The sequence below is a fragment of the Granulicella mallensis genome (genome assembly GCF_014203225.1).
Classification (GTDB): domain Bacteria; phylum Acidobacteriota; class Terriglobia; order Terriglobales; family Acidobacteriaceae; genus Granulicella; species Granulicella mallensis_A.
This window is the reverse complement of sequence record NZ_JACHIO010000001.1, coordinates 233,530-247,647: the sequence shown is the minus strand read 5'-3', so window position 1 is coordinate 247,647 and position 14,118 is coordinate 233,530. Positions and strand designations below refer to the sequence as shown.

Annotated in this window: 6 protein-coding genes and 1 pseudogene; 6 read left to right on the top strand and 1 reads right to left on the bottom strand. The window is 57.9% G+C overall.

Going from position 1 to position 14,118, the window contains the following annotated elements; translation table 11 throughout:
- Window positions 1-172 precede the first annotated feature (172 nt).
- From HDF15_RS00910 to HDF15_RS00885, 6 genes are all read left to right on the top strand, one after another.
- The gene (locus HDF15_RS00910; RefSeq protein ID WP_184252398.1) at window positions 173-3,190 is read left to right on the top strand and encodes a sensor histidine kinase; all 3,018 of its coding nucleotides are present in this window, start codon (window positions 173-175) and stop codon (window positions 3,188-3,190) included.
- Window positions 3,187-3,825 carry a response regulator transcription factor gene (locus tag HDF15_RS00905; protein ID WP_184252397.1) on the top strand — a complete coding sequence of 213 codons (639 nt, stop codon included), beginning with the start codon at window positions 3,187-3,189 and terminating at the stop codon, window positions 3,823-3,825. Before HDF15_RS00910 ends, HDF15_RS00905 begins: the two co-directional genes overlap by 4 nt.
- Before the next feature lie 234 nt (window positions 3,826-4,059).
- Window positions 4,060-6,558 carry a beta-galactosidase gene (locus HDF15_RS00900; protein ID WP_260330743.1) on the top strand — a complete coding sequence of 833 codons (2,499 nt, stop codon included), beginning with the start codon at window positions 4,060-4,062 and terminating at the stop codon, window positions 6,556-6,558.
- A gap of 645 nt (window positions 6,559-7,203) precedes the next feature.
- Window positions 7,204-10,551: a TonB-dependent receptor gene (locus HDF15_RS00895; protein ID WP_184252396.1), complete on the top strand. Its 3,348-nt coding sequence runs from the start codon at window positions 7,204-7,206 to the stop codon at window positions 10,549-10,551.
- A gap of 113 nt (window positions 10,552-10,664) precedes the next feature.
- On the top strand, window positions 10,665-11,726 hold the full coding sequence (locus HDF15_RS00890; protein ID WP_184252395.1) for an alcohol dehydrogenase catalytic domain-containing protein: 1,062 nt from the start codon (window positions 10,665-10,667) through the stop codon (window positions 11,724-11,726).
- Window positions 11,723-12,529, top strand: a complete 807-nt coding sequence (locus HDF15_RS00885) for an SDR family NAD(P)-dependent oxidoreductase (protein ID WP_184252394.1) — start codon at window positions 11,723-11,725, stop codon at window positions 12,527-12,529. The genes HDF15_RS00890 and HDF15_RS00885 overlap by 4 nt, the downstream gene beginning before the upstream one ends.
- A gap of 319 nt (window positions 12,530-12,848) precedes the next feature.
- Here the strand turns inward: HDF15_RS00885 and HDF15_RS00880 are convergent.
- Window positions 12,849-14,117 (bottom strand): annotated as a pseudogene (locus HDF15_RS00880) (MFS transporter).
- Window position 14,118: the final 1 nt, after the last annotated feature.

Below are 14,118 nucleotides of genomic sequence, written 5' to 3'. Positions count from 1 at the left end.
CTCGTATCTCGACTCTCCTATCTCGCAACTCGACGCAAAATGGAAGAACACCACGGATGCAGATTCCAAAAACTCAGTAAGCCCTCAAGCCGTTTTGCGACTGTTTATGGCCGCTTTTTCAAAGCTGTCCTATGGTGAGGAAGATTTGCTCTAGTATGTGTGGGATATGCGGATGGTGTTTCGGTTTGCGCTGGTGGTGGTTTGTCTGGGGGGATGGTGTGCTCTGCCGGCGCGGTCACAGGTAAGGCCTGAGTCAACGCAGGCGCTGCCTGCGCAGCAGCAGTTTGAGTACACGCGGACACTTTGGCGGATCAGCGATGGACTGCCGGAGGACACGGTGCAGGCGATCGTGGAGTCCAGTGAGGGTGTCCTGTGGATTGGGACGACAGGTGGGCTGACGCGCTTTGATGGGTCACACATGGAGGTGACGGCGCGGGCACAGCCGTTACTCGCGAACAGCATCTTTACGCTTACCTTCGGCAGGGATGGAAGCCTATGGGCCGGAACTGAGGGCGGTGGCCTGTTGCGACTACGGAACGGAGTGGTAAAGGCCTACTCCTCCTCTGAAGGACTGACGGACGGATTTGTGCGCAAGGTATTTGAAGACAGCCGCGGAAGATTGTGGGTGGGAACCGATGATGGATTGTTCGTGATGGACGCGGCCTCGACAGGTGAGAGGTTGCGGCGAGTGGATGTGGGAGCGATTGCGCCGCAGGCGGTGCATTCGATTACGGAGGACAAGACAGGCAGGATCTGGGTGGGAGGATCGAGACTGATTGCGCTCGATCCCGATGGGACGGAACGAGAGTTTGCGCTTCCAGGAGCCTATAGCCAGAACCGCGTGAAGAGTGTGCTTGAGACACGTGATGGCAGGCTGTGGGTGGGAACGGTGGGAGGATTGCAATATCTGGAGAAGGGAAAGTTTCATACGGTGGCGGGAATTCGAGCGACGGTGCGGACACTGCTCGAGTCAAGCGATGGGACGCTATGGATTGGCACGATTGGTAATGGCGTGTGGACGTTACGTCCGGGATCTAGCGATACCCTGCGGCGAATCAGTGGGCAGGGACTGCTGCCGAGCGAGACGGTGTTGTATCTGTTTGAAGACGATCAGCGGCAGATATGGATTGGGACGCAGGCAGGATTGGTGAGATTGAACAAAACTCCCGTGCGTGTGGTTGCGCTGCCGGAGAGCGGCGATCCGGATTTTGGAACGATCTCGGGAGATGAGCACGGCGATGTTTGGGTGGCGGCGCAGAATCTGTATCTGATTCGCAAAAATGTGGCGCGGCGTGTGACCTATGGCGGGCTGACCAATATCAAGGTGCGGAATGTGTATCGGGCGCGGGATGGAGCGCTGTGGATTGGCACGGATGGGAGTGGTGCGTATCGCGTAGACGGAGATGAGGTGCGGCACTATACGGCTCCGGCGGAGTTGACGAACAACTTCATACGCGGGTTCCTGGAGAGTCGTGATGGGGCGATGTGGATTGCGACGGATGAGGGCGTGAGCCGGATCGGCGCGGAGGGGGCGAAGAAATTTACCGAAGCGAATGGGCTGGCGTTCTTCAGCACGCGAAGCCTGTTGCAGGACAGCGGAGGGAGCTTGTGGATTGGGACCGATCATGGATTGAGCCGGTGGAAGAACGGGCGGTTCGAGCAGGATGCGGCGACAGTGGCGTTGGCACAGGACCAGGTGTGGTCGATCCTGGAGGACCGCAGCGGCGCGCTGTGGTTTGGGACGAGAGACCATGGATTGTTCCGGTATCGCGCAGGACCGGGTGCCGGTAAAGGCAGTCTGCAACAGTTCACGGCTTCGGAGGGACTGCCATCGAATAGCGTGTACCAGGTGCTGCAGGATCGCACGGGGCGGTTCTGGGTGACAGGGCCGAATACGATCGCATCGGTAGCGGAGACAGAGATGGAAAGGGCTTCGAGCGCGGCGCAGCCCTTGAGTGTGCAGACGTACAGAATGCCGTTTGGAGCGGACGGAGCGCAGATGTATGGAGGGCGGCAGCCGGCGGGGTATCTGGCTCCGGATGATAGCGTGTGGTTTCCGACAAGCCGGGGGGCAGCCCATCTGGCGAGAGTGGAGACGGCGGCGGAACCAGCTCCGAGAGCGTCTGTGGATGGAGTAATCGAGGATGGACAGAGTGTTGCGCCCAATGGGCCGCTGAAGGTTGCGGCGAATGTGGTGCGGCTGAGCTTCGCGTTTACGGTGGTCTCGTTGCGGCCTCAGGATGGGGTGCGGTTTCGCTACAAGCTGGAGGGTTTCGATCCGAGTTGGAATACCGCGGGGGTGAACCGGGAAGCGACCTATACAAATCTGCGCGCAGGGAGTTACAGGTTTAGAGTGCGGGCGTTCAACACGGCGAATCCGGAGAGTGTGAGTGAGTTCGATCTGGTGCTGGTGAAGGCTCAGGTGTTTTACGAGACGTGGTGGTTCTATGCCTTGTGCGGTGTGATCGTGTTGGCGGTTGCGTGGAGCCTGTACCAGGTGCGTGTGCGCGGGATGCGGACACGGTTTGCGGCGGTGCTGGAGGAGCGGAGCCGTCTGGCGAGGGAGATGCATGACACGGTGATTCAGGGGTGCGCGGGGATCTCGGCGCTACTGGAGGCGATGGCGAGTACACAGGAGCTGAAGGCGGGCAGTGAGCAGGTTGCAACGAAGGACGGCTTGCTGGAGGTTGCGCGGGTGCAGGCGCGAACGACGATCGATGAGGCTCGGCAGGCGATCTGGAATATGCGGCATGAGCCGGAGAAGGACGTGGATTTGATTGCGGCCTTGAAAGGGGTGGCTGCGCAGACGACGAGAGAGTCTGAGGCTGGAGAGTCAAGGACGGTGGTGGCCTTTGAGCATGATGTGGAGCGAATGGCAGTGGGGGCATCGGTAGCGCATGAGATCTTGATGACGGTGCGGGAGGCGGTCTACAACTCGGTCCAGCATAGCCGGAGCGGAAGGGTGGAGCTGCAGTTGAAGATGCGCGGTGAAGAGCTGGTGATCAGCATCGCGGATAAAGGATGCGGGTTTGCAACGGATAGAGAGAATGTTGTCGCGGAGGGACATTACGGAATTGTCGGGATGCGAGAACGCGTGCAGCGGCTGGGGGGACGGATGGAGTTAACGAGTGCGCGAGGCGTTGGGACGCGGGTGCAGTTGCGGCTTAGAGTGAGAGGGGACAGCAGATGAGTGCAGATGGGGAACTGAAAAAGATACGGGTTTTGATTGTCGATGATCATCCGATCATGCGGGTGGGGGTTGCTGCGATCTTAGCTGCGCAGCCAGACCTGGAAGTCGTGGCGCAGGCGGGGACCGCCGCTGAGGCGGTGCGGCTGTTTGCTGCGGAGAGACCGGATCTGACGCTGATGGATTTGCGGCTTCCGGATAAGAGCGGTGTGGAGGCGATACGAGCGATACGCGCGATATCCCCGAAGGCACGGATCGTGGCTCTGACGACGTATGAGGGTGATGAAGATATTCATCAGGCACTGGAGGCCGGAGCGCAGGGGTATCTGATCAAGGGCATGCCGCATGATGCGCTGGTGAAGGCGCTGTACAGGGTTCACGCGGGGCATCGGTTTCTGCCGCAGGTGGTGAGCCAGGCACTGTCGTCGCGTGTGCCGGGATCGCACTTGAGCCAGCGCGAGCAGGAGGTGCTGCAGTTGCTGTTTGCGGGAAAGAGCAATCGCGAGATCGCGGAGGAGTTGGCGATCAAAGAGGCGACGGTGAAGTCGCATGTAAGCGTGATCCTGATGAGGCTGAACGTGAGCGACCGGACGCAGGCTGTAGTGGAAGGCCTGAAGCGGGGCTTGGTGCATCTGTAGGGACACCGGTTAGATGAAAACAAAATGAGCGCAGTCCGACTTTCGTTGGATTCGCGGGGTAGGGTGGAAATCCTATAGTTCCTGATGCTGTGCTGCCTGGGTTTACGGCGGCGTGAGCGAAGTGCGGAACAAATGCTTGTGCAGCGTGACGGTTCGATGACACGTGTGAGGCTTGCTGCCTATGCACGACGCGTACATGCGATTACGAAGGCGAATCCATTTCGGAAGGAAAGAATGATGAGAAAGATTTGGATGAGAACAGTTGTGATCGCGGGGCTGGCGGTCGTGGTGGGGATACAGGCGCGCGCGCAGAACGTGATTTCGATCGATGCGACGGCGCCGATGGCGGCGCCACAGCCGGTGGCGGCGAAGTTGGGATCTTCGCGTAATCCGCGGGGACAGGTGATTGGGATCAACTCTCAGTACCTGACGCTGGATGGCAAGCCGTGGCTTCCGGTGATGGGGGAATTTCAATACTCACGCTATCCGGAGGCGAAGTGGGAACAGGAAATTTTGAAGATGAAGGCGGCCGGAGTGCAGGTGATCGAGACGTACATCATCTGGAACCATCATGAGGAAGTCGAAGGGCAATTCGACTGGACGGGCCAGCGCGATCTGCGCAAATTTATAGAGCTATGCGGCAGGCATGGGATGGATGTGTATCCGCGCATTGGGCCATGGGTGCATGGCGAGGTGCGGCATGGAGGGTTTCCGGATTGGGTGCTGAAGAATGGTCCGGTGCGGCAGAACGATCCTGTGTACCTGAAAGAGGTACAGAGTTTTTATGCGCAGATTGGGGCGCAGTTGAAGGGCGAGTTGTGGAAGGATGGCGGGCCGGTGATCGGGATCCAGTTGGAGAACGAGTATCGCGAGGGACCCGCAGGGTCGGGCCGGGGGACGGAGCATATCCGGAAGTTGAAAGAGATGGCGATTGCGGACGGGTTGGATGTGCCGCTGTATACGGTGACGGGATGGGATGGAGCAGCGGTCCCATTGGATGAAGTGTTGCCGACGTTTGGCGGGTATCCGGATGCGCCCTGGCAGGGCTCGAACAAGCCGCTCTATGGCAATGAGATTTATGCGTTCCGGTTCAGGAACCGCGTTGCGGGAAACATGGGAGCGGTGGGCGGGCGCGGACAGAATGCGGCGGCGAGTTATAAGAACACGCCGTTTTTAACAGCGGAGGTAGGCGGTGGAGGGCAGGATACTTACTTCCGGCGGCCAGCCTTTGATGCGGACGATATTGCGGCGATTGCGCCGGTAATGCTGGGTAGCGGTGTGAATCTGTTGGGGTACTACATGTTCCATGGCGGCGTGAATCCGGATAGCGGGTCGATCACGCTGGAGGAGTCGCAGCGAGCAGACGATGCGACGGATGTGCCGGAGAAGTCGTATGACTTTCAGTCGCCACTGGGAGCGTTTGGGCAGGAGCGCGAGTCCCTGCGGAAGATGAAACTGGTGCATTATTTCCTGAACGACTTTGGAGCGGAGCTGGCGCCGATGACGACACGCGCTCCAGCGGAGGTGCCGAGTGGGCCGAAGGATACGAGTGTGGCGCGCGTGGCGGCAAGGACCAATGGCGAGGCCGGATTTGTGTTTGTGAACAACTACGTACGCGGGTTGACGATGCCCGAGCGTAAGGGCTTTCAGGTGGAGTTGAAGCTTCCGAAAGAAGTGGTGAAAGTTCCGGAGGAGCCGATTGGCCTGCCGGCGGGAGCGTATGGCATCTGGCCGGTGAATCTGCCGCTGCGCGGAGTGGCGACGGAGAAGCGAGTGACACTGCGATACAGCACGGCACAGTTGTTCAAGCGCGTGGAGACAGGTGGGCAGGCCTATTATTTTTTCTTTGCACTCCCGGGTGTGAGTGCGGAGTTTGCGCTGGATGCGAGCGCAAAGGTGACGGGTGTTTCAGGACCTGTGGAGACGAGCCGCTCGGAGTCAGGTGTGACGTTGCGTGTGCGCGGTACGGGCGCATCTGAGGCTGAGGTGAAGCTTGACGGGGGAGTGCGGCTGGTGCTGTTGCCGGAGGCCGAGGCCGAGCAGGTGTGGCGCGGGGACGATCCATCGATGCTGCTGTTGACGAAGTCCAATGCGTTTTCCGACGGAACACGATGGACGCTGCAATCGGATGATCCCACGATGAAGTTTGGGATGTTGGGAGAGGTGAAGCCGAACGCTGAGCAGAAGATTGCGAAAGACGGGAAAGATGGTGTCTTCGTCGAGTACGGCGCGGTGCTGCCAAAGATAGAACTGAAGGCCACAGTGACGAAGGTGCAGGAGGCGAAGCCGCGCGAGCCGTGGGCGTTGGGGCCGAAGCTTTCATGGAGACCGAATGCGCTGCCGATCAAGCCGGAGGTGTCGGAGTTTGCGGGGGCGGCGGCGTGGAGAATTGAGGTGCCACCTGTGCCGGCGGGGGCGGAGGTATCGGATGTGTGGCTGAAGATCGACTACCAGGGCGATGAAGCGCGGCTATCGGAGGGGAAGCGGTTGATCGATGACGACTTCTGGAACGGGCTGTCGTGGACAGTGGGATTGAAAGAGGCCCTGCCGGATTGGCGGAGCGCGGGCCGCACGTTAGAGTTGCGGGTATTGCCGCTGCCAAAGACGTATCCGATGTATCTAGAGAAGGCTGAGGCGCTGCACTTCGATGCTGAGGGTGTGGCCGATACGCAGTCGGGGGTGAACCTTATTCCGCAGTATCAACTGGTGCTAAATGTGGTGGGGCAGAGATAGGTGCTGGGGGAATCCGAAGTAGCGACAAATGTATACGATGATTCCCCCGTTTTGTGTTCGCGTAATTCGGATCTTGTAGAACCAACCTCCTGTTGCTGGAGCCCTGGGTCAGGTGGTCAAGAAGTCGCAGTACGGAGGGAGCCGTGGCCTTTAGGCCACGGAATAAGGGACAGGCGAGAATTGGGCTTTAGCTCTGGGCCTTTTGCGTGTATCCGAAAGAAGGCCCGGGCCTAAGGCCAAATTCTTCCGAGGCTTGAATTCCGTAGCCTAAAGGCTACGGCTCCCTCCGACTCCCCGATGCTGAAGCATCGGGGAACGCGCTTCGCACTGTGCTGAACAGGTTCTCTCTACCCAGGCCAAAGAGTTTCAGGCCGTTCGAAAATCACTTGCATGGATAAATCGTTACCAATCCAACTTTTGGGGGATTCGAGTAATTGTTGCGCGCGCCTATAGTGGGGTCGCAATCGGGCTGGGTGTTTTCGAGTCGGTCTAGAGTACTGACCGAAATATTGCGGGCCTGATACGAGCACGAAAGCTGGGTGGATACGCAGAGATTCCCCACCGAAATGAAGACGGTTACGACGGCAGGCCACTTGCTGCCGATCGAATTCTTGATTTGATTTTGCTTGAAGGAAGAGGCTAGGAATGAAAAGTTCTATTCACTATCTGTTGCGGACGCTCACCTTGCTGCTGTTCGGGATCTCTGCCACCATGGCGCTGGGCCAGGGTACGAGCGCGAGTCTCACTGGCCAGGTGACCGATTCCACCGGAGCTGTCGTCCCGAATGCGACGGTCTCCGCCAAAAATACGGACACGAACCTGGTTCAAACCGGGATGACCAACGCGAGCGGCGTTTATCTCATCAACCCTCTTCCGCCTGGAAAGTATTCACTGACCATTCAGGCGACGGGCTTTGCCGGCTACGTCCAGACGGGAATCACACTCTCTGTCGATGTCGCTTCCACGCAAAACGTGGTGCTGAAGATTGGGAGTGAGAGCCAGACGGTTACAGTTACTTCCGACGCCGAGCTGATCAATACCACCACTCCTGAGCTGGGCATGACCGTCAACGAGCAGGCAATCTCTCAGTTGCCGCTGAATGGCCGCGATCCCTCGTCTCTGGTCTTCCTTGCTCCTGGTGTCATCAACGCCAGTTTTGGCAACAGCTACCTCCAGAGCGGCTTCTCTTTCCCGACAGAAACGGGCGCAGCCGCAGGCGGCGGACGGCAGGGCAGCACTTATTACCTGTTGAACGGCGTCCCCAACATGGATACCTATCTTGGTCTGGCTGCCCCATTCCCTAACGCCGATGCCACGGAAGAGTTCCGCATCATCACCAACAACTTCAGCGCCGCCTATGGCTTTGCGCCCGGCGCGGTGGTTAGCATCAATACCAAGACCGGCACCAACGAGTTCCATGGCGGCATCTTCGAGTTCCTGCGCGACCAGACCTTCAACGCCAAGAATTGGTTCAGCCACACTGTAGATCCCCTGCACCGCAATCAGTACGGCGGCTATGTGGGCGGCCCGGTTCTGAAGAATAAGCTGTTCTTCTTCATCAACTACCAGGCAACGCGATCCGCGACTGCGGCCACTGCCAACTTCACCCAAACCCCCACCACCGCCATGCTCAATGGAGACTTCAGCGGACTATCGACGAACGGGCAAGAGACGCTGGCCGCTCCTTTCCATGTGGTGAATGGGGTTCCTAACCAGATCAACCCTGCGCTCTTCAGCGCGACAGCGATTACCATCGCCAAGACAGCGCTGCCCCTGGGGCAACAGCCGGATGGCGGCGTCTATTACACAAGCGCGGCGACGATCAACAACTACGACGAGGGTACCGGCAGACTCGACTACGATCTCTCTCCTTCGCAGCGGATCGCGGTGAGCAGCTTTGTCAATAATCTGAATCAACCTTCAGGCGATGTGCCGGGCAACATTCTGTCCTTGCTCAATCTGTCCCCTTACGGAGATACGTTTGCCGAAAGGATGCAGTACTTCAACGAGACTTTAAGTCATACGTGGGTCATCAATCCCAGCACCGTTAATGTGGCTTCGATCTTCTGGACCCAGATGTCCGCACATAATGGATCCCCAGCCCTGACCAGCACGGGGCAGCCCTTCTGCTGGTCGAAATACATCAATGTCCAGGAGATCCCTGGCTCCTGCTCCGTCGAAGGCTTTACGGTCTCAGATGGCGGTTTCCAAACTGGCTACTACGAACCTTCTCAGGAAGTGCGTACCACCTACGGCTTTTATGACAACTTCACCAAGACACTGGGAAGGCATACTCTCCAGTTCGGCGTAAATATTCAGCACCAGTTCGCCGAGGAGGCTACGCAGTACCCGACCGCGCCGGAGATCAACTTCAGCGGACAATATACAAATAATGGGCTTGCCGACTTCCTTCTCGGCGATCTGTATTCCATCTTTCAGGGTGCTGGAGAGATTGCGGATGTCGCCGGTTGGCAGCCAGGTTTCTACGGACAGGAGCAATTCAAGTTCCGCCCAAATATCACATTGACCGCCGGCCTGCGCTGGGACCCGAACATCGCACCGCAGATTGCCAATGGGCGAGCGGCAACATTCGTACCGGGTCAGCAAAGCACCGTCTATCCCAATGCTCCGACCGGGCTTGTATTTCCGGGAGACACTGGGATCGGCAACGGCCTGATGGCTACCACCTATGGCTATTATGAGCCGCGCCTTGGCGTTGCCTGGCAGCCCAGGTCGTTGCCCCAGACTTCTATCCGTGCGGGCTTCGGTCTATTCACTTCTCCGATGATCTACTCGGCCTATAACCATACTGCCGATAACAGTCCGTTCGCTCCGACGTTTACCTATCAGGGTACGACCACGCAGGGAAATACACCTGGTGTGCCACTGTCCCTGCAGAATCCATGGGCGGGCTTTCCCGGGACGAACGGTCAAAGCCCGTTTCCGCCCTTCGCCTCGGTCTCCACGAAACCGCCAGCAAGCGCGACCTTTACTCCGGGATTGGAGATACCGGCTACGATCGCTCCCAACTTCAAGCTTGGAACGACGCAAAGCTGGAATCTCTCAGTACAACAAGGCTTTGGCGCCAACATGGTCTTTACCCTGGCGTATGTAGGTAGTGAAAGCTACCACCAGTCCACGGTCATTGATATGAACCCTGGAATCTTCGCTACGGGCGGCACGCGCAGCCTGTATCCTGCGTTCGGCGCGATCCTCGATACGGTCAGCGTAGGAACGTCGAGCTATAACTCGATGCAGGCCTCGTTGGAGCGCAAGTTCTCCCACGGATTGCAGTTCCAGTCCAACCTCACCTGGTCGAAGACGATGGACGATGCCAGCTCGTCGAATATCAGCTTCGGCACACCACAACTGCCTAACCCCTTCAACCTTCGGTATAACCGTGGCATCTCTCAGCAGAACTTCCCGATTGTGTCGGTAAGTAACTTTATCTACACCTCTCCTGCGTTGAGGGGACACAATCTGCTGATACAGGAGTTGTTGGGAAGCTGGGAGGTAAGCGGCGTCTATACCTGGATGTCTGGCCCTGGCTTCGGTATCGGCGCCGGTCTCAATGGAAATAACAACTCCGGCTCTCTGCAGAATGAGGATCGCGCGGATTTTGCGCCGGGACAAAACCTGAACGTTCGTCGCGGCAGTGATATCCAGTGGACAAAAAATTACTTCAACATCAATGCCTTCCAGGTGAACGCTCCGGGAACGTTTGGAAACACCCCGAAGAACTTCATCCTGGGTCCCTCACAACAGTGGGGCGATGCGGGCTTCGACAAGAACTGGAAGATCACCCAGAGGTACAACCTGCAGTTCCGGTGGGAGATGTTCAATGTCTTCAACCATCCGTCTTTTGCCGTTCCCAACTCGAGTAACCAGATCAGCGCGACAGGCGTGAATCAGGGCGGACAGGAAGGTCAGATTACGTCCACCGGTTTTGAGCCAGCTCGTGTACAACAGGGAGCCATCAAGTTCACCTTCTAATTCGAGCTTTACCTTCCAGTCCGGGCCAGTATGGTCCGGGCTGCTTTCTTTTCCGGTAGGTAAAACTCACGGCACTCAGGCATCGAGATGGAAGGAACTGAGATCATATTCCTATGAAAGCTTTGCTTCTCTCCGAGTACAACCATCTGGCGATACAGGATTTGCCTGACCCCACTCCGGGGCCAGATGAGCTTCTGATTCAGGTTGCAGCCTGCGGTATCTGCGGCAGCGATGTGCATGGTTATGACGGATCGACGGGCCGTCGAATTCCGCCGATTGTGATGGGACATGAGGCTGCGGGCGTTGTGGCTGCGGTTGGTGCTGAGGTCAGCGGATTTGCTCCGGGGGACCGCGTGACGTTTGATTCGACAGTCTTTTGCGGAGCCTGTGATTACTGCCTGCTGGGCCAGGTAAATCTCTGCGACAACAGACAAGTGATTGGTGTCTCCTGCGGTGAGTATCGCCGTGCTGGAGCCTTTGCGGAGCTTCTGACTGTGCCGGCGCGCGTGGCGTACCGGCTTCCGGATAACCTGTCGTTTCCAGAGGCCGCGATGCTGGAGGCGGTGTCGGTGGCGCTGCATGGGGTAGCGGTGTCGGAATTGAAAGGACAAGAGGTCGTGCTGGTTATTGGTGCCGGTATGATCGGTCTCCTGCTGTTGCAGGCTGCGCGTGCGGCCGGTGCCTCGCGTGTGTACATCTCAGACGTAGACAAGACGCGGCTGAAACTGGCGGAGGAGTTGGGCGCGGATGAGACACTTCTTGCGTCCGGCGCCGCACTGGTAGAAGAGATTCTGCGGAGAACCGATGGCCGGGGCGTGGATGTAGTGCTGGAAGCCGTGGGTCGCGACGAGACGATCGCCGCGGGCATCGATAGCGTCCGCAAGGGTGGCACGGTAACGCTGGTTGGTAATATCTCTCCGCAGGTTACTTTGCCGCTGCAGAAGGTGGTGTCGCGACAGATTCGTCTCCAGGGATCGTGTGCTTCAGCGGGGGAGTATCCGCAAGCGATGGAGCTGATTGCAAAGAACGAGATCAAGGTTGCATCCTTGATTACGGCGGTTGCGCCTCTAAGAGACGGAGCTTCGTGGTTCGAACGGCTCCATGCGCGTGAGCCGAACCTGATGAAGATCGTACTGGACCCGCGTAGCGATTCTTCGACAGAAAGGGCGCGATGACCTCTACTCTCTTCGATCTCACTGGACAGGTTGCACTGATTACTGGAGCAAGCCGAGGGTTGGGACAGTACTTCGGTCGCGCGCTGGCCAAGGCAGGTGCGGATCTTATTGTTACCAGCCGACGCAAGGACGATCTGCTGCCGTTTGTAGCGGAGATCGAGGGTTTGGGAAGAAAAGTCATTCCGCTTGAGCTTGATGTGCGAGACCAGGGCAGCATCGAGGCGATGGCCGCCTCGGTGGAGGCGCTGGGACAGGTTCACATCCTCGTCAACAATGCGGGATGCAATGTGCGGAAGCCGGCGTTGGAGGTTACCTGGGAGGATTGGAACCTGATCCTGGAGACCAATCTGAGGGGAAGTTTTTTTGTCGCGCAGCAGATTGCGAAACAGATGGTGCCGCACGGCTATGGGCGGATCGTCAATATTGGCTCGGTGACAAGCGTGTTCGGCTATGCGGGGCTGGCACCCTATGGGGCGAGCCGCGGCGGCATTCGACAGCTTACGATGAGCCTGGCCGACGACTGGGGACGATACGGCATCACGGTAAACTGCCTGGCTCCCGGCTGGTTTCAGACCGCGCAGAACAAGGTGCTGTATGAGAACCAGGAGTGGGTCGATTACCTGATCGATCGCATTCCATTGAAGCGCCCGGGAGAGCCGCACGATCTGGATGGGGCTATCGTCTTTCTGGCCTCCGAGGCAAGTCGTTACGTGACAGGACAGACGCTTCTGGTCGACGGTGGAATTTCTACTGGGTCTACCCGTGCCAGTGTGCAGCTACCAGCCAAATTGGATATCGACTGAGCTACTCATTTCTCTTGCTCTAACGCCTGTTATCAAAATGGCGCGAAGCGCGTTCGTTGACGCTTTAGCGTCAGGTAGGCGGAGGGAGCCGTAGCCTTTAGGCTACGGAAATAGAGGCTTGGCAAAGATGTGGCCTTTAGGCCCGAGCCTTCTTTCGGCTGCGAACAAAAGGCCCGGGGCTAAAGCCCAATTCTCACCTGCCCTTGATTCCGTAGCCTAAAGGCTACGGCTCCTCCGTACCGCGACGCTAAAGCGTCACGGTTTGCGCTTCGCGCTGTGCTGAACAGGAGCCATCATTCCTCAACAAACTAAGGTTGCTTTAGACAGCAGGCTCCGGCGCGATCTGTTCGATCTTGCCAAGAAGGAAGAGATAGCTGCCGATTCCTATGAGCAAATAAATCGCAGAGATGCCAAATGCCCATGAATAAGATTTTGTTTCGGCAACAACGTAGCCTGTGATGATTGGAGCGGCAATTCCGGAGAGCTGATTCGATAGATTGATGATGCCGCCTACAGTTCCAACACTGCCGCGCGGAGCGATCATCGATGGGATTGACCAGCCGATCGGTGAGGCTGCGGCCAGTCCGCCGATGGAGATGCTGATCCAGATCAGCGCACGAACGGCTGTATGCGCGTGAGCCGCACCGAGAATGCCAAGCCCGAAGGTGGTACCGCAGACGAGAACTGTCTTGCGTACGCGGCTGGCGTTCCATCCACGCTGGATGAGTGCGTCCGACACCAGGCCCGCTATCAGATCGGTAAATGTAGCGAATAGCCAGGGCACGCTGGTGTACAGAAAGGAGTGCAGCAGATCGATATGCAGAGCCGCGGAGAGATAGCTGGGCAGCCATGTGAGCAAGAGATAGAAGACGTAGTTATAGGCTCCGAAACCGATCGCCATCCCCAGCACCTTGCGCTGTCGAATCAGATAGCCCAGTGATGCTTTTGCTGGCTCTGGCTCATGCGCAGAATTGATTTGTAAGTCTTCCGCGATGTATTGCCGCTCGCTCTCGGTCAGCGCAGGTTCGTCGTTGGGATCGCGATAGATCTTTGAGAACAGCGCGAAATAAAGCAGGCTGACCAGGCCGGTTGCGGCGAAGCTCTACCGCCAGCCGAACTTCAGTAGAAGGACACCAATGAGAGGCACACCGATAGCTGAGGCGAGTTTGGCGGAGGCATCGAAGATGGAGGTGGCAAAGCTTCTCTCTTTGGAGGGAAACCAAAGGCCGATGGCCTTGGCATTCGCCGGGAAGGTGGGTGATTCGCCCACGCCGAGAAGCAGTCGCGCTGCAAAGAACCCCGGGATGCTTGGTGTCACTGCCGCACCGAAGGAGGCTATGCTCCAAAGCAGCGTGCTGATGCGCCCTACACGCCGCACGCCAAAGCGATCGAGAAGAACTCCTACCGGCAACTGGCACATCGCATACGTCCAGTTGTAGGCCCCGGAGAGATAGCCAAAGGTGATGTTTGAAATACCAAAGGTGGCGTAAAGCGCAGCGTGGGAGACCGAAAGATTTACCCGGTCAAAGTAGTTGACGAGAACTCCAAAACCAAGGAGACACGCGATGCTCCAACGGTGCCGTGGCAAC